This window comes from Photobacterium sp. NCIMB 13483 (assembly GCF_003025475.1).
Lineage (GTDB): Bacteria > Pseudomonadota > Gammaproteobacteria > Enterobacterales > Vibrionaceae > Photobacterium > Photobacterium piscicola.
In genome coordinates this window covers 281,117-300,055 of sequence record NZ_PYLV01000001.1, presented here as the reverse complement: position 1 = coordinate 300,055, position 18,939 = coordinate 281,117, and the positions used below count along the sequence as shown (strand labels likewise).

The following is an 18,939-nucleotide window of genomic DNA, read 5'->3' as shown; positions in this document are numbered from 1 at the left end:
ATGATATTTTTTTTGCGCATTTGAATTTTTTGAACTAGGTTAATTTGTTAATTGTTTAATAATCAACAATTAATACCCACAAAAAAAAAGCGTATAAAGGTAAATTTCCTTTATACGCCATAGTATATTTTTATTAAGCTTTTATTTTATTTTAAATGTCGCAATAATATCAGCGTTATTATTTTTAATACTTAATATATTATTATTAATGCTGTAGCTAGCAAATTCAGGTAACGCAGCTAAGAATGCTTGCTCTAACTCCATTCCTTCCATACACATTTTACGCGTTGACGCAGCTTGACCTACTGTTAGCGTTGTTGCTGTTTGTGCTTCTAATGCACCATGGAAATTATTACAGCCAGAAAAACCACTAACGCTATTTGTTGTAGCATCAAACTGAATAAAGGCATTATTACCACCAGCACCAGGCTGTACTGTTTGACCAGATAATGTCACTAGTTGCCATTGTGGACCAGCAAGTGTTGGTTGATTAGCTTGCGGAGCAGCATTCTGTGAGGGAGCTACACGATCTAATTTAACTTCTAATGGTTGTTTTGCATCAGTTGCAAACGGATCCATAGCCGACGTTGAAGTCATGATTAATTTATCATCAACTTTTACTGTGGCACGTACATTATAACGGTGATTCGCTTGTATTTTATTTGCGTCATAATTTAACGTAACGGGATAAGGTGGCGCACCTGCAATATCCATTGATTCAGTACTCAATGTTACTGATGGTGCATCTGCAAGAGACACATCTTCAAGAGCAACATTCAGCACCGCACCTGGTGGTAACATACGGCGATCTAAATAGATAACACTGACTTCTAATGGTTTCATATCGGCTTTTTCTGCTTTAACAACAGCTGTAGGTTGCTGAGGGGCCTTTACCGTTGCTTCATTATCATTACATGCTTGAAGCATCAGTGCTGATAATATTACTGATGTTGCTAATACTACTTTTTTTAGTTTGAAAGCCATTATTTTTCCTTAAATTTACATATGCTTATTTGAAGAAATTACGTTGCTTATTTTTGAGTGACTCATCATCAATATAAGCTTATTTTTAATTGTACAAGCGATGATTAGCCACTAAGTTGATTGAATGTTAGCACTTATCTTTGCAATAATACAGCATTCAAAATAACAAAAAAGCATACATAGTCGCAGTAATTATAAAATAACCATGCTATAGATGCTCACTTGCAACACGATCTAGTGACTCATAACACCCAAATATTTCTTTGCCTTGTAAATAGCGGCGCAACATATCAAACATAACCGTTGAGATGATCCAACGTCGATTATAATTACTATATTGACGCTTAAATATTAGCTGCTGACACCAACAACCATCAGGCGTTGTAAGGCCTAACATAAACCCACCTTCCGTTGATGATGGTCCTGTTGTTAATGTATATGTTGCAGGTGCATGCAAATGTAATCGTTGACCTCGTAATGCTATCAATGTTGAGAATTCAGCAGCACACGCATTATCGTCAATATCATCAGCCATCACTTCACTCACCGCTAATCGAGCACTCAATGAAGGTACATCTTGAAGCCAATTAATTGCAAATCCACCTGAGCTTTGTTCTGATAATGCTAACGTTGCATCATCAGCTAATAAGTCAGCAATGGCGTTCAGTAAACCCTCGCCTTCAGCTACAACATTATCACCCAGCAGTTCAGCCATTTGTGCCAACAATATCGGCACCTGAGTGTCATTTTGTGGTGCAAATAATTTTATTTCGATAAAAGGCAATGATGAGCGATAACCTAAGCTGCATGTTTCAGGCAACGTTAACGCTTGAAACAAATCACTAATACCCGATTCAGATAAGCCATAAGTGTACAGACGATGACAAACTTTACTATCTGACACAGTAAACATAGTTTTCAAACGCGGCAAAATTTGTTCACTCACCATAATCTTAAATTCACTCGGTACACCCGGAGTGAAAAATAACCATGCACGATTTAACTGCATCATAAACCCACATGCAGTACCAACAGGATTATCAATTAGCTCAGCACCTTCAGGTAACATCGCTTGTTTAAGATTAGCAGCAGGCATAACACGTCCTACTTGTTGATATTTGGCTGTCATTTCAGCCACCCAAGCATTTGATTGTTCCAAACCAACATTGGCAGCCATTGCCGCAGACGCTGCTGTAAGATCATCTGATGTTGGCCCTAAACCACCATTCACAATCACAATATCAGCACTAAGGCTGCACATTTCTATTTCTTTGGCTAATGCTTCATAGTTATCACCCACAGTAACTCGGCGTGTCATCGCAAAGCCTTGTTCAAAAAACTGTGCCGATAACCATGCCGCATTAGTATCGGTAATATCGCCATACAATACTTCTTCACCTGTACTGATCATCACTACACTGAGCATGGTTATTATGTCCTATAAAAGATTATGAATTAATTACAGTTTATGCTGAACATCACGCCATGGACAGAATATTATGCATCATCATTATTATTGATTTATTTTTCACATCACCAAACTAAGTGTAAACAAATATTGACACAATAAAGATAAGTTGACAGTCATAATCTCTATCGTTAATGTAGCACTTAGCAGCAAATTACCGTTAATTTACGATTATATTCAGCTTAGAGAGAGTAAACGTGCGAATTACCCATCCTAATACAGCCTATCGATAGCCACAGTGGCTAAATCTAGGTGTAAACATTTTATAACACTTCATCTCGATTATGCCATTGTGGCCTGCTTTATATATAGGGAGCGACCACAGGTGTATTTATACCCCCTCCCAAGTTAAATTTTTATCCTTCAGGGAGCGACATAATCATGTCTTTAAATAAAACATTCGGCAGTATGCTGATTATTGCAGGCACCACGATAGGTGCAGGTATGTTAGCCCTTCCTCTGGCATCTGCTGGGTTAGGATTTACCACCGCCACTATGATTATGGTGGGTATTTGGGCATTAATGACCTACACCGCATTATTAATGCTAGAAGTCCATCAACATGCAGATCCTTCTGCAACTTTAAATACGCTCGCTTACGAATTATTGGGTCGTAAAGGGCAAACCATCGCAACATTAGCAATGTTTTTCTTATTCTACGCATTATGTGCCGCTTACATTGCTGGTGGTGGTAGCCAATTAAGTGAAAAATTATCAAGCTGGTCAGGCACGACAATTGCTCCTCAAATTGGTGCCGTTATTTTCACGGTTGCGATTGCCAGTGTAGTATCAATCGGAACACACAGTGTTGATATGGTTAACCGTGTTCTATTTACAGCAAAAGTCATTGCTCTTGCAGTCATGTTGGGGTTATTACTGCCCTACGTTCAAGGACAGCATCTGGTTGAGATGCCAGTAGAGAAAGGATTAATTCTGTCAGCCTTGCCTGTTATTTTCACTTCTTTTGGCTTTCACGGTAGCATTCCTTCAATTGTTCGTTACATTGGCATTGATATCAAAGCATTGAAGAAAATCATGATCTTTGGATCTGCATTGCCACTCACCGTATATATCTTATGGCAGTTAGCCAGCCAAGGCATTATGGGGCAACCACAATTAATGGCGAATAGTACGCTTGGTGCATTTATTGGTAGCTTAAGTGAATTACTTCATAATCCAATGGTGGGACAATCAGTTTCTATCTTTGCAGACCTTGCTCTAGCAACATCTTTTCTTGGTGTAAGTTTAGGTTTGTTTGATTTTTTAGCTGACACACTTAATCGTGGTAATCATCTTTCAGGCCGTGGGCAAACCGCTTTAATCACATTTTTGCCTCCACTAGCTTTTGCTGTGTTCTACCCTCAAGGGTTTATTATGGCATTAGGTTATGCTGCTATTTCCCTTGTGATTTTGGCTATCTTTTTACCTGTAGCGATGGTTCGTGCACAACGAAAAGCACAACATGCAACAAATACTGTATCAGGCTATATTGTTAAAGGTGGTTCATTTTCTTTGGGGATAATAACCATTATCGGTATTATTATTATTACCGCTCAGTTATTGCAAATGGTTGGAGTAATACCAGCTGTTGGTTAATTATATTACTTGATTATTACTATTTTAACAGTAATCGTCAGATAGGCTCCTATACTTTAATATATTGAAGTATAGGAGCAACGTCATATTTAAAAATATAATCTAATTTCAGGAAGGCCTGTCTATCTGCAAATTTATACGAGCGAAAAAATGATATAAATAACGTTTATTTAATCTACGTAAGAAATGGGAAAACGCTCCATCTATATGAAGCTACATTTCATTGAGTAGATACAATGGCTGTTAAAAGCTCGATAAAAGAGACATATCACGTGATTAGAGAACAACATATTCCTCTTCACCTTGACCAGTTCTGTTTAAGATTTAATTATCGGCGCCAAGTTAACGATATATTCAATTCACTGATTAAATGCGGTACACAATCACCACCGATACCAAAGAAGTTATTAACATTGACTGAGTCACAATGATAATCAAGTAAGACTAAACATTATTTATATTTAACAACGCGACCATTATCAGTGAGTCCATTCGTTATAAATACTTTACCTTGATTTGAGATCAATACAGCTTCAATATCAGCCTGATGATTAAGGTAAAAGAGAGCATCATCTATAGAGGGTAAAAAGCCTGCGGTACTCCATATTTCACCATCAACAGACAGCTTTGAAATAATCGTCACACTCGCGATATTGCTTGAGATAGGCCTCCCTGTTTGTCCATCAAGAAGGTGATGGTATCGCTGACCATTGTATTCAAAATATCGTTCATTAATGCCAGATGTTACCATTGAGTAATCTCGTAAAGGTACAACTCGACAGATATCACCACGCGAAGTAGCCAGCGGGTTTTGAATACCAACATTCCATGTTTGAGAGATATTCTCAGGCGAATAACCAATGGTCAGTACATTACCACCAAGATTAATAAAGCCGTGCTCGACCCCGTTAGCAGTAAGAAAATCTTTTATCCGATCAGCAAAATACCCCTTGGCGATAGCACCTAAATCTATCTGCATACCAGCTTGAGAAAGGTATACCGACTGATAGTCATCATCTAGGATAATTTTCGATGGATCAACAAGTTGTAATTTTTCCGCAAGCTCCGCATCAGTGGGAAACTTGGCATCTTTAAAACCAATATGCCATGCTTTTACCAGTGGTCCAATCGCCACATTAAACGGATTTAGAGGATCGACACTGATCGATTTTGATTTCTTAATCAGCGCATAAAGATCCGGCTTTACACGGACAGGTCGAATGCCTGCGTGGTTGTTGACGCGCATAAGTTCAGATTGCGCCTGATTAACTGTAAAACGTTGAGTAAACTCTTGAAGTTGCAGATAACATTCTTTGATCAACCCTTCACCACGTTCATTATGAACCACAAGATCAATAAAGGTTCCCATCATAGGAAAACGCGTTTTATAACAGTGCATTAAGTCTATACTCGTTAAATAGTAAAAAGGGAAGCACATGCTTCCCTTTTGTCTCATTAAACGCGGTTAGATACGCTATCACCGGCTATACGGCCATACGTGAAGATATCTATCAACGCATTACCACCTAAACGGTTACCAGCATGAATACCACCTGTTACTTCACCCGCGGCATATAGCCCAGAAATTGGTGCCCCTGTTTTATCCAATACACACGCTTTAGTATTAATCTTTAAGCCACCCATCGTATGGTGAACCGATGGCTTACGTGGCGTTGCATAGAACGGTGCTTTTCCCACTTTTAAGCCAAGTGCACCTTTGTGGAATTCAGGATCACGCCCTTCATCAACGTAGCTGTTATAACGGCGAATTGTTTCTATTAACGCTTCCGTCGGCACATTAATTTTCTGAGCTAATTCTTCAATTGAATCCGCTTTAATAATAATACCTTCTTCGATCTCACGCTCAATGGTTTCATCTGTGGTGTTAGCCGCCGTTTTACGGATAGCTTCATCGGCAATCATGTAAACCACACCGCCATTATCGAAGAACGAGCGAGAAAGCACGTCTCGACTTTCACATTCATCGACAAAGCGCTTGCCTTGATTGTTAACAAAAACAAAGTTTTCAGGTGGAACAATAAGACCTGTTAATAACGCACCAGATTTAGGATCACCAATAGGCATTAACTGAACATATTCCATACCCACTAAATCGGCACCTACTTTTTCACCGATTTCAATACCATCACCAATAAGTGCAGGTGAGTTGGTTGTTTTAATATCATCAGCAATCTCGTTCCAGTAGTTATTGTATTTTTGCAGCATTTTCGTATTTGCACCAAAACCACCAGAAGCCAGTACAACACCACAATTAGTGGTCAATACATATTTTGTACCGTCTGAATGAGTTGCTTTAATACCAACTACTTTTCCATCATCAACAATCAATTCTTCAGCTCGCGCATCCGTAATGATATGTCCACCTTGGGCAATCACTTGCTTTTGAAGTTTTTCGACAAACTCAACACCTTTAGGACGATTCGGTTTGTGCGCACGGCGCCATAAAGCACCAACAGCGATATCCACCATGCCACGGTTAAAGTCGATACCTTTTTCAGTTAACCAATCAATCGATTCCATCGCACGACTTGTTAACGTCTGTACCAAATCGTATTGACCGTGAATTAACTCACCATTAAGGTTAGTGCGTTTACCACCTAGGTATGTCTGAATTAGGTGCAGTTCAACTGAATCAAACAGGTAATTTTTCCCACTTTCAGTATCAAGGAAATAATTTGCCAATTGATCTTTCAGTGTACGGAAATCGGCAAGATATTCTTCTGCAATATCTGACTCAGGTGTAGCGACAATCGCTTTAAGGTAATCCACTTCACCAGCAATCGCAGGGAAATCTTTTACCCACTTAGGCTCTGCTGCATTCACCCAACCGCCTGTACGTACAGTGTTACCACCAACAGCAGGGAATTTTTCAAGCAGAATAACAGATTTGCCATTATCTAAAGCGGTAAGCGCTGCACTTAAACCTGCGCCACCGCCACCAACAACAACAACATCGACAGTTTTTTCGATAACTTCTGTTGACCATTCAACCGCTTCACGTGCTTTACAACGAAGCGCTTCAGAGTTACCACCAGCTAAATCAACAGCATCAGATACACCGTCAATAACCGCTTGGCTACTCACTGTCGCACCAGAAATTACATCAATATTGAGAGTTTGGCCTTCCATAATCTGTTGCGGAATACGCTCAAACGCAGGGTTAGCAATACCGTCTGACTCTTTTGAAGAATCAACGATAATATCGAGGATCTTGTCGTCTGAGAACGTTACTGTTACCGGTAGTTTGCCATTGTGCCCGTAGCCATAAGCGATGTACTCACCAGGCTCAAAGCTGATCTCAACGTTTTGTAATTCTTTAATACGCTGATGCTTTAATGCCTCAGCCTTACTATCAACAATCATGTAGTCCATGATTTCCCAAAGTGGTGTTGGGATCTTTAGTTGATATTGTTGCTCGATATCAGCGAATTCGGCACATTCTTCACCATTGATCGCTTTTGTCGCCCATGTTGGCTCAACAAGGAAACCTTTACCCACACTCACCATGTCGTAGCCTTGCGCTAACGCTTGATTAGCATCAGAACGCTGAGCGATACCACCAACACCTATTACAGGGATTTTGGCAACATTTTCAGACTCAAGCGCATGGTATTTACGAATAAGTAGTTCTTTATCTTCAGGGGTTACAATCGAATTGCGAGCATAATTCCCCATAGAAAAATGAAAATAATCAAGACCACTCATCGCCAACTTATCAAGCAAGTACATGGTATCTTCGAAACGAATACCAGGCTCTTCGATTTCTTCAGGAGAAAAACGGTAACCAATAATAAAATCATCGCGTTGATGATCAGCGACAACTTTTTTCGCTCCATTTAAAACAGCAAGAGGAAATGCAGTACGCTTTTCAATATCACCGCCCCATTTATCATTTCGACGGTTTGAGTGCGGAGAGAAGAACTGTTGAATAATGTATGTATTAGCGCCATGGATCTCAACCCCATCAAAACCCGCAACGATTGCACGATTAACAGCATTAGAAAAAGCGTCAATCATAAAGCCAATTTGCTCTTTCGTCATCTCAAGTGGTGTTTCTGCATTATCACGAAGCGCAGCAATAGGGCTTGCAGAAATAGGTTGATGACCACCATTGTATTCGCCGTTTGCCATACGACCAGCATGATAGATCTGAAGAATGGCCTTTGAGCCTTTCTCTTTAATTGCTGATGCTAACTTCTTAAGCCCAGCGATCTTACTATCGGTATTGATGCCCAATGCACCGGGAAATGCTCTTCCGTAATTTTCGACAAACGCACTTTCAACAATAACTGCACCAGCATCGCCTGAGCGAGCAGAATAATAGTTGATCATTTCTTGCGTAACACCACCATCAAAAAAAGCAGATTGAATGGTCATAGGTGCCATAACAATGCGATTTTTAAGTTTTGCTTGTGATAAGCCTAATTGAATTTCATCTGTTAAATTATTCACTGATTCATATTCCAATATAATTTAATACTTATATAAAAAATCACTAAATATACAAATAGCTTTAAGTGATTTTTGAAATAAGAACTGAAGCAATTAAGTAATAATGAATAAAATTACTACAGGGATAGCTTATAGTAAAATGATACATCTGCATTTAATTCATGCACAATATTCATAAACCCATTAATATCTATCATTCTAAATTAACATTAAAAATCAAATAAAAACAAGGCAACACAAGCCGGCTATTAGCATTATTTAATAGCCATAATTAAATAACCCTCCATGTATTAACAGCTTGTAACATATAATTAAAACAACATCTAATAACATAATCCAATTTCATAAAAGCATCTCTATGCTCGAATTTATGCAAATATACAGAATTAAAAAACAATGTAGAGAACATCATTTAATCTGTATTAAAATAATAACATTCTCTATTAATATGAAGCCACATTTCATGGATATATATTATAATTAGTCATATTAAAAATTCGATAAAAGGGACATATCACGCAATTAGAGAAAAACATATCCTCGTTATCTTGGTGAATTCTGTTTTAGATTTAATAATCAGTACCTAGTTGAAGACATCTTCATACACTGATTAAATATCGTGCAAAATCAACACTGATACCAGAGAAATCATTAACCTTGGCTAAATATCAATAGTAATCATCGGTTACATTAATAAATACAGTATTTATATATCAAAACATGGACTAATATCACGTAGTTATCATAATATCATGTTTAATTTTTCCATTTCAGCTACTATTTTAAAACTAACACCTTAATAAAAAGAAAGAAGTTGGAGATGGATCCATTCTCACCGCTCTATTATCTCCAAAACCCAATCTGGGTATTTGATGTTGATAATAAAAAAATTCTATGGGCAAATGATAAATCATTACGTTTATGGGAAGCGACATCTATTGAAGAACTTTTAAATCGTGATTTAGGTCAAGATATGTCTGCAGCCGCCGCTGCAACATTATTAGAATACCAACAAACATTTAAATTAAATAAAACAATTAAAACATGGTGGCGATTCAATCCTAAACAAATAACTAAAAATATGTTGTGCTTATTTTCAGGTATTCCACTAACTGATGGCCGCATGGCTATGCTTGTAGAAGTGATTGCTGATGAATCCTCTCTACGTCGAGATTTGGCCTTTTCTGATTGTTCAAATTTAGCTCTTTTGTTTAATGGAGATGGCACTTTTATTAGTTCAAACGCTGCTTTTTCAAGTTGTTACGGTGAAAATTTAGTTGATCTTTCAGAGTTCATTGGTGATATTGCCATTGCACAACAATGGCTAGAAAATGCTAAAAAAAATAACAGTTTTAAGTGCAATCGCTTATGTTGGACAGGTCAACGCCACAATTGGTTTGATATTGAAGCAAAATGGTTAAACGATAATTCACAATTATTATTACAACTAGTGAATGTCACCAAAGATAAAGAAAAACTGAATAAAGAAAAATATAATGCTGAGCATGATTTTCTAACAGGATTAATGAACCGACGTGGTATTTCTGCTGCATTAAAAGCTAGTCATCACCATCGTTCCCATTATAGTTTATTATTTCTTGATCTTGATGGTTTTAAACTTGTTAATGATTCTTATGGCCATGCTGCAGGCGATAAATTACTTCGAGCAGTCGCTATCCGTCTATTAAACGTCGTGAAAGATAAAGGTCTTGTCGCTCGTTTTGGTGGTGATGAATTTATAATTCAAATAGAGAAGCGTAATTATACCACCATCGAAAACTTTACCGATCAAATAATAAAAACATTAAGTCGCCCTTTCCATATTAAAGATATTGGTGAACTCTCTATCAGCTGCAGTATTGGTACTGCAAATTACCCCGATGACGCTAATAATTTTGATACGCTTATCACTCAAGCAGATATGGCAATGCACCGGGCAAAACAAAGAGGCCGTAATTGCTATTATCCTTTTTTACAAGAAATGGCCGATGCGCTATATCGTAAAATGACCTTACGTCATCATTTATCTCAAGCTCTCGAAAACCATGATTTTGAACTATATTATCAGCCAATTATTGATTTAAATAGCCAACAATTAAAAGGATTTGAAGCATTAATCCGTTGGCATGATGAATTACTCGGCCAAGTTTCACCAGCAGAATTTATTCCATTAGCTGAAGAAACGGGCCAAATAGTACCGTTAGGGCTCTGGATATTACACAGTGCCTGTCAACAACTAGCCTATTGGACCCAACGGTATGCTCAGCCATTTATTATTAGCATTAACCTCTCACGTGCACAATTACAGCCAAATATTGCCCAGACAATTGAACAAATCATTCGTCAATATAATGTCAATCCATCTCAGCTTGCTTTAGAGATTACTGAATCTACCATGCTACAAGATTATTGTGAAACCAAGCCCTGCTTAGATGCATTAGCTGCAATGGGAATTGAACTCTATTTAGATGATTTTGGTACAGGCTATTCTTCTTTATCACAATTACATGAGTTACCAATTAGTACGGTGAAGCTTGATCAAAGTTTTATCCAGGGCGAACACTCCAGCAATAAAGTGATCATTGAAGCAACCAAAGCTATTTGTGACAAACTCAATTTAAAAATAGTGGCAGAGGGGGTAGAAACGCAGGCACAGCTTAATTATATCAACCAATGTGGTTTTGATTATTGTCAGGGATATTTCTTTAGCAGACCTCTGCCAGTTTATGAACTTGAAGAAAAGTATTTTCACACCCCTGAAATGAGCATGGCCGCACAATCATAGTAATATACTATTCCCTATCATTAATTTGATAGGGAACCTACTGTGTCGTCTAGGCGATATCCCGTCGCTCAGCATGAATTAATAAATTACGTGGCGTTATTGGTTTATCACAAAAAGTACCAAGCACAACCTCATAACCCTGCTCTTCAAGAAAACAAACGCGATCAAGTGCTAGCCAAATTTCAAGTGGTCGTCGAAATAATTGTCGAACTAATTCCATTCGTTCAATAATAGAAAATCGTTTTTCACCTTGGCGCTGCCACTTATCAAAATTAATATTCTCAGGTAACTGTACACCTCTTCTTGCGGCAGCCCACACACAAAAGGCTTCAAACCCTTGGTTAAGCAATGCTTTTTGTACATTTGGTACAGAAAGGTATGTCTCAGTTTGGCTAACTTCTCGCTGTAATAAATCAAATCCTAATCGAAAGCTCACTTCCACAAAGCGCAGTTGCTTAACTCGATTACCTGCAGTAACGGTTTCTTGCAAAGGAAGTCGTAAATCATGCTTAGATAGAACCAAGGTACTTGTTTTCGCAATCGTAGACATTGGTTGATAATGTGATTGACGAATGAGGTGATAACAGCACGGTGAAATACTCACTGCTGCCCCTTTATTAGCAGCGACCCGTTGCAGTAATGATACATGCAAATCACCACAAGCATGTAATGCAACTGCATGTTGGCGAGTCGTGATTGCGTTATCACTCTCACGACTAAATGCATCTGCATGAATAAAATTAATCGCTAACCCCAATTGCTTTGCCGCTTTTTCGCCATCAATGCATAATTGTGATTGCCATTCAAGGCTCGTCACTGGCTGTTGGTGCGATGCTGCCAATACACGTCCTAGATACCCCTTACCCGCACACCACTCTAACCATGGCAATCCTAAAGGTGGTAACACCTCATTGAAGGCGATAATTTGCTGCCACTTACGACCAGGAATACCACTATCAAACCCTTGTGGTACTGATCTGTCAGTACGCGTTAAAGGTTGGATTTTACTAACAAGTTGAGTTAATGCTTCTACATCATCAATCCAGGGCATTAGAGCTGTTGTTAATGCATTGATATCATAACTTAATACCTGTAACTGGTTGTCATCTAAAGCTGTTAACCATTGGCAAAATGGCAAATTTTGATGCCAAACAAAGCCACGTTCAACAAAAGGCATAAACTGCCAAAATTGCCTGTTTTTTACCAATAAAGCATCGAGATGACGAAAAAGCTCAACGTAGTTAGACATAAACAACCATTAACCGACCTAAAGTTGGGGGCTAGTGTATATCAAGCTTACGTTTGACACATTAACCAAATAAAAAAACCGCTATCACTAGCGGTTTCAATGATGTTAATAACAACTCAGACGTTATCTAACCGGTAATTCCATTGAAGCAAACATATCATTTATTTCTGCAGCATTTTTTAATGCGATAGCCTGATCAACAACATTACGAGTAAGATGAGGTGCAAAACGTTCCATAAAATCATACATATAAGTACGTAAGAATGTCCCTTTTTTGAAACCTATCATCGTCGTACTTGAATCAAAAATATGACTCGCATCCAGAGCAACTAAATCATCATCAGCGTTAGGGTCCATTGCCATACTTGCAATAACACCGACACCTAGGCCTAAACGAACATAGGTTTTAATCACATCAGCATCTGTTGCCGTAAATACAATTCTTGGTGTTAGACCTGAACGGTTAAATGCACTATCAAGTTCAGAACGGCCAGTAAAGCCAAACACATAAGTCACTAATGAATAAGCAGCTAAATCGTGAATAGTAATAGTAGGTTTAGTCGCAAGAGGATGATCTTTACGTACCACAATTGAGCGATTCCAATAATAACAAGGCAACATAATCATATCTTGATATAAATGTAGCGCTTCTGTTGCTATAGCGAAATCAGAATTTCCTTTACCCACAGCATCTGCAATTTGACTTGGCGTTCCTTGATGCATGTGTAATGAAACTTTAGGAAATCTCGTTGTAAAACCTTGAATCACATCAGGCAATGCATAGCGTGCTTGAGTATGTGTCGTCGCAATATTTAGCGTTCCCATTTCCGGATGAGTATGCTCACTCGCAACCGCTTTAATACTTTCAACACGAGATAAAATATCACGTGAAATGCGTACGATATCTTCGCCAGCTGATGTTACTTTCGTTAAATGTTTACCACTACGTTCAAAAATCTGAATACCTAATTCATCTTCCAATAAACGTACTTGCTTACTAATACCCGGTTGAGACGTATATAAACTCTCTGCGGTAGATGAAACATTGAGGTTATGATTTACGACCTCAACAATATAACGTAATTGTTGTAATTTCATGGTCTCGCCCAATCAATAATCCGTTACCTTTCATACTTAGTCCTAAAATCTTCAACTGATTTTCATCTCAAAGCATGATCGTGCAACCATGTAATAAATATTTTATATATTGAATTAACGTTGTTTCATAGTATTTATTTACTTTACACCATAAAAATACTATTTCATCATCAAATAAGCATGAAGCAATGTTAAAACTTTATATTCCAAGTCTTTTTTATTGCCGGAAAATAACACTCATTGTTACGTTGTAATGCTGCATGTTGAAGTAATTTCAGCATAAAAACAAAGCATTTAAATTAAAAAACCATATCTTTCTCTATCACGTTATTTAGTTAGCATTTTTTACTAACAAACTACCACCAAACAACGAGATAGTGTATCTTCCTAAGTAATACATCAACCATGGAAGATAGACACACTTTATGAGTATCCCTCTCGTTATTGGCTTAATCAGTCTTCTGCTAATTCTAGTTATTGGCTACAGCATTATCATTCAATACCGGCAACGGCTAGAAAATGCTAAACAGCAAGAATTGGCAAAGCAAGTCGCAATCATTGACGCCACAGAAGAACTCATTAGTAATGCGAGTCATTTACCTTATAGTAAAGAGCTCTTAGTTTGTCTCAATAAACGCATTCTTTATGCACTTGAAACTATTGCTGAAGTTGACACTAAAGATCGTTCATTGAAACAACGCATCCATCATGTAACCGAACAAATATCACATTTAGAAACACACTTTGATCAAACCAATGTTGTCCCTTTCCAAGTGCCTAATTCAGATCGCCAAGCCATTGGTATGTTACAGCTCGTAAAGCGTTTAAAGAGTGTAATTAAAGGAGAGCATGGTAAAGGTCGTATTGCCACTCAAGCCTATGTGCTTGAAAATACGCGCTTAGAAAACATGCAATTAAGAATTAATATTGAAAACGTCGTTAAGCGCGCTAATGATGCTCGCTTAAAACGTCAATTTGGTACAGCTAAACAATTACTAAAGAAAGGGATTGATGTTCTATCTTCTCGTAATGATGAGTATGCAACAAAAGCGCAGCAGAAACTTCAATACATGCTCAATGAAATTGATAATAATATGAGTGTCAGTAGTGAACAAGAACGACAACAATTACTCGACAAAGATAATGATGAATTAGATGTGTTATTTCAGCCAAAACGGAAATGGTGATTTAATTCTCTTTGTCTTACACTAGCTCAACGATAAAGGTCGCCATCGCGGCCTTTTTTACGCCTTCGATAATAATAAATAAAGACATGCCTTATGGATAACGACAACACTCAACAAATGGTTAAGGAATTACTCAAGCCTATTAACCAATTTCTTCAATGTGAGACCCCTGATAGCTGGATTAATGAAGCCATTAAACCTGAGAATTTGATCCCATTATTAGTCGATCACTGTAATTGTGAATTAAAAGCAAGTCAGACTGCGATGTTTATGGTGCGTAAATACGCGGTTGACAAACAGAGTGGTGAAGCACTAATGGCATGGGCAAAACCTTATGAAGATTTTGTTTACGGTGGAAATAACCGCTCAACAGCCCAGTTTCACAGTAAAAAAAATGGCCTACTCGCCCCACTAACACCGCGCAGTGATTTTTATCATGGCCAAGAATTAATCGATAAAATGGTACGATTAATTAAAGAAGAGTTTCATCATTTTGAGCAAGTGTTAGAGATCATGGATAAGCGTGGTATTCCTTATAGTAACCTTCATGCTGGTCGTTATGCTAAAGGGTTAATGAAAGCCGTACGTACTCATGAGCCAGCAACCTTAATTGATAAACTGATTGTAGGTGCATACATAGAAGCACGCTCTTGTGAGCGATTTGCCAAACTTGCCCCTTATTTAGATTCCGAATTAAGGAAGTTTTATATCTCGTTATTGCGCTCAGAAGCGCGCCATTATCAAGATTACCTAACTCTGGCTGAAAAAATTGCGGGAACAAATATTGCCGATCGTATTCGAGTAATTGGCAGCAAAGAAGCAGAGTTAATTACCACTCCTGATGATACTTTCCGTTTTCACAGTGGTATTCCTATCACCGCTATAACTTGTGTTTAAAATCATAAGATCACTAACACCTACAAAAAAACCGCCAAATTTGGCGGTTTTTTTAATCACAGAATAACGAATTACTCTTCTTCTGCTGATTTTTCTTTTTTAGGCTTTTTACGCTTATCGGTAATTTCCCACTTACCGTCCACAAATAGACCCGTCCAGCCTGTTGGCTTACCGTCTACTTCTGAACGCACGTAATTCTCTTTGGTTTTACGTGAGAAGCGAATCACTGTTGGTAGACCATCAGGGTCAGCCACAGGCGCATCGGTTAAGTATAAGAACTTAGATGATAAACGCTCTTTAAAGCGTACAAGCTCTTCCACTAACGGTGCACGTGTTTCACGTGACTTAGGGAACGTACTCGCTGCCATGAACAAACCAGACGCACCATCACGTAAAACGAAGTACGCGTTAGTGTCTTGTGTACATGGAATTTCTGGCAAATGTACAGGATCTTCTTTTGGTGGCGCAACTTCGCCATTCTTTAGAATCTTACGGGTATTCTTACACTCTTCGTTAGTACACCCCATGTACTTACCAAAACGACCGTTCTTCAGTTCCATATCAGAACCACACTTGTCGCATTCAATCAGCGGGCCTTCATAGCCTTTAAGCTTGAACTCACCTTTTTCAACAATGTAACCATCACAGCTTGGGTTATTACCACAAACGTGCAGCTTACGATCTTGATCAATAAGGTAAGCATCCATTGCCGTGTTACAAATAGGACAACGTTTTTTAGCGCGTAATGCAGCTGTTTCAACGTCTTCCTCTAGAACATTAACAATGCCTTCTTCACTGCCTAAGTTGATCGTTGTTTTACAACGCTCTTTAGGTGGCAATGCATAGCCAGAACAACCAAGGAAAACACCTGTTGATGCAGTACGAATACCCATAGGTCGTGAACATGTCGGACATTGAATATCCGTTAGCACGATATTATTAGGCTGCATACCACCTTCTGCTTCATCTAGCTCTGCTTTTTGAAGCTCGGCCGTGAAATCAGAGAAGAACTCATCGAGTACTTTCTTCCAGTTTTTCTCACCTTCTGCGATTTTATCGAGATTACCTTCCATACGGGCAGTAAAATCAAAATCCATCAAATCAGGAAAACTATTGTCTAAACGGTCAGAAACAATCTCGCCCATCTTTTCAGCATAGAAACGACGTTGATCTACACGTACATAACCACGATCTTGAATGGTTGAAATAATCGACGCATACGTTGATGGACGACCAATGCCACGCTTTTCAAGTTCTTTCACCAATGCCGCTTCTGTAAAGCGTGCTGGCGGCTTAGTAAAGTGCTGCTTAGGCTCAAGTTGCTCTAACTTCAGTACATCGCCTACGTTAACTTCAGGTAATGTTGTATCTTCATTTTTACCTGACGGACGCTGTACTAATGTCCAACCAGCAAAACGTAAAGTACGGCCTTTCGCTTTTAGCAAGAAATCCCCTGCTTTAACGTTGATTGTACTTGAGTCATATTTTGCTGGCATCATCTGACAAGACACAAATTGACGCCAAATTAAGTCATACAACTTAACTGCATCTTGATCCATGCCTTCTAAATTTTCAGCCTTCACTTCTACGTTTGAAGGACGAATTGCTTCGTGCGCTTCTTGCGCATTTTTCTTACTGCCATAAACATTAGCATTTTCAGGTAAATACTCATTACCATACTCATTACCAATTAGCTCACGCGCTGCTTCAACGGCCTCTTTTGAAAGGTTAGTCGAGTCAGTACGCATGTAAGTAATATAACCCGCTTCATATAGGCGCTGTGCAAGGCCCATAGTGCGCTTAACACCATAACCTAGACGTGTACTTGCCGCCTGCTGAAGTGTAGAGGTGATATAAGGCGCAGAGGGCTTGCTGCTAGTTGGGCGATCTTCACGCTCAATCACTTCATACGCTGCTTTTTCAAGTAGCGCATGGGCAGCCATCGTATCGACTTTATTTTCAGGACGGAATGCTTTACCCGCCTGTTGTGCAACCATTAACCGTAAAGCGTCTTTGCCTACCGTTAGTGTATCTGCATGAATATCCCAGAACTCTTCGGGATCAAATGCATTGATTTCATGTTCGCGCTCAACAATCAGTTTTACCGCAACTGACTGTACACGACCAGCAGATAGACCACGGGCGACTTTTTTCCACAATAGTGGTGATACCATGAAGCCAACAACACGATCGAGGAAGCGACGTGCTTGTTGCGCATTCACGCCATCAATATTCAATTCACCTGGTTGTTCAAATGCTTGTTGAATAGCATTTTTAGTGATTTCGTTAAAGACAACTCGTTTATAGCGTGATTCATCGCCACCGATGATCTCACGAAGGTGCCACGCAATGGCTTCTCCTTCGCGGTCTAAATCCGTTGCGAGATAGATACAATCAGCATCTTCAGCTAATTTTTGAAGCTCACTAACAACTTTTTCTTTGCCAGGAAGTATTTCATAATGCGCATTCCAATCATCATAGGGATCAACACCCATTTTACTGATTAGCGCTTTACGATCTTTCTTCTGTTTAATTGCTGCTTTTTCTTCAACACTCAACCCTTTAGTCGATGTTGCTACAGCTTTTTTACCGCCACTGCGGGCGCCCGTTGGCAAATCACGTACGTGACCAACGCTTGATTTTACAATGAAATCCTTACCCAAGTACTTATTGATTGTTTTCGCCTTGGCTGGGGACTCCACGATAACGAGAGATTTACCCATAATGACCCTATTACGTCCTCGTGCTCGCTAATTCTAAAAATATAAATAACTGCTTAGCTAATCATTAGCGCCACAACATTCGACCAATCTCATTAAGTCACTAATCGAAAAATTTAAGAGCAGTGAATTAATATGATGAGTTACAATTTGAGAATGATACATATTTGCAATTAATTATTGCACTTCATTTACGTAAAATACTCTTTACATATTGGGCTAGAAAACAAGAAGGTCAACTGCTTTTTAATTAATTTCGTCTATTTGGTTGTACCTTCCGCACTTGTTATTAAGTTGTGAATATTCAAAAAGCGACATTTACAGCCCTTTCAACGTACTGATAATCAAAATGATAAAATTAAAATTTACCTTATATGACAATCACTTTGATGCTTTATTGTCTCTGCAATAACAAAAATCCGCATCATCAATATCATTGATATAGAATTATTTGGTCAGCTTTACTAATTTTTTTTGCATTT

11 protein-coding genes and 2 pseudogenes are annotated in these 18,939 nt (G+C 38.5%); 6 read left to right on the top strand and 7 right to left on the bottom strand.

Features of this window, described 5'->3' with window-relative positions; all coding sequences use genetic code 11:
* Positions 1 to 141 precede the first annotated feature (141 nt).
* Complete coding sequence (locus C9I86_RS01405) at positions 142 to 984, bottom strand: META domain-containing protein (RefSeq protein WP_107275399.1); 843 nt, start codon at positions 982 to 984, stop codon at positions 142 to 144.
* A 208-nt stretch (positions 985 to 1,192) separates the two neighbouring features.
* A complete protein-coding gene (locus tag C9I86_RS01400) occupies positions 1,193 to 2,410 on the bottom strand; it encodes a CinA family nicotinamide mononucleotide deamidase-related protein (protein WP_107275398.1) in 1,218 nt (405 codons plus the stop codon).
* A 423-nt stretch (positions 2,411 to 2,833) separates the two neighbouring features.
* On the opposite strand from C9I86_RS01400, the gene C9I86_RS01395 reads away from it, so the two are divergent.
* A complete protein-coding gene (locus C9I86_RS01395; protein WP_107275397.1) occupies positions 2,834 to 4,048 on the top strand; it encodes an aromatic amino acid transport family protein in 1,215 nt (404 codons plus the stop codon).
* Positions 4,049 to 4,230: 182 nt separating this feature from the next.
* Positions 4,231 to 4,479: pseudogene (locus C9I86_RS20240) on the top strand (IS1595 family transposase); the annotation flags it as partial.
* Between the two features lie 20 nt (positions 4,480 to 4,499).
* Here the strand turns inward: C9I86_RS20240 and C9I86_RS01390 are convergent.
* Together C9I86_RS01390 and C9I86_RS01385 are read right to left on the bottom strand one after the other, a co-directional pair.
* The gene (locus tag C9I86_RS01390) at positions 4,500 to 5,447 is read right to left on the bottom strand and encodes an FAD:protein FMN transferase (protein ID WP_107275396.1); all 948 of its coding nucleotides are present in this window, start codon (positions 5,445 to 5,447) and stop codon (positions 4,500 to 4,502) included.
* Positions 5,448 to 5,503: 56 nt separating this feature from the next.
* Entirely contained in the window at positions 5,504 to 8,521 is a 3,018-nt protein-coding gene (locus C9I86_RS01385) for a flavocytochrome c (RefSeq protein ID WP_107275395.1), read from the bottom strand.
* A 485-nt stretch (positions 8,522 to 9,006) separates the two neighbouring features.
* Here C9I86_RS01385 and C9I86_RS20235 point away from each other — a divergent pair.
* Positions 9,007 to 9,196, top strand: a pseudogene (locus C9I86_RS20235) (transposase); the annotation flags it as partial.
* A 145-nt stretch (positions 9,197 to 9,341) separates the two neighbouring features.
* Complete coding sequence (locus tag C9I86_RS01380) at positions 9,342 to 11,306, top strand: bifunctional diguanylate cyclase/phosphodiesterase (protein ID WP_080156748.1); 1,965 nt, start codon at positions 9,342 to 9,344, stop codon at positions 11,304 to 11,306.
* Positions 11,307 to 11,355: 49 nt separating this feature from the next.
* Here C9I86_RS01380 and C9I86_RS01375 read toward each other — a convergent pair whose 3' ends face one another.
* A complete protein-coding gene (locus C9I86_RS01375) occupies positions 11,356 to 12,555 on the bottom strand; it encodes a methyltransferase (RefSeq protein ID WP_107275394.1) in 1,200 nt (399 codons plus the stop codon).
* A 123-nt stretch (positions 12,556 to 12,678) separates the two neighbouring features.
* Positions 12,679 to 13,653 carry an HTH-type transcriptional regulator CysB gene (gene cysB, locus C9I86_RS01370; protein WP_080156750.1) on the bottom strand — a complete coding sequence of 325 codons (975 nt, stop codon included), beginning with the start codon at positions 13,651 to 13,653 and terminating at the stop codon, positions 12,679 to 12,681.
* A gap of 425 nt (positions 13,654 to 14,078) precedes the next feature.
* Here cysB and C9I86_RS01365 point away from each other — a divergent pair, with 425 nt between their 5' ends.
* Positions 14,079 to 14,840, top strand: a complete 762-nt coding sequence (locus tag C9I86_RS01365; protein WP_107275393.1) for a DNA repair protein — start codon at positions 14,079 to 14,081, stop codon at positions 14,838 to 14,840.
* 93 nt (positions 14,841 to 14,933) lie between these two features.
* Positions 14,934 to 15,737 (top strand): tRNA isopentenyl-2-thiomethyl-A-37 hydroxylase MiaE, encoded by an 804-nt coding sequence (locus C9I86_RS01360; RefSeq protein ID WP_107275392.1) that lies wholly within the window; start codon positions 14,934 to 14,936, stop codon positions 15,735 to 15,737.
* 71 nt (positions 15,738 to 15,808) lie between these two features.
* On the opposite strand, the gene topA is transcribed toward C9I86_RS01360, so the two are convergent.
* A complete protein-coding gene (topA, locus tag C9I86_RS01355) occupies positions 15,809 to 18,460 on the bottom strand; it encodes a type I DNA topoisomerase (RefSeq protein WP_107275391.1) in 2,652 nt (883 codons plus the stop codon).
* Positions 18,461 to 18,939 lie beyond the last annotated feature (479 nt).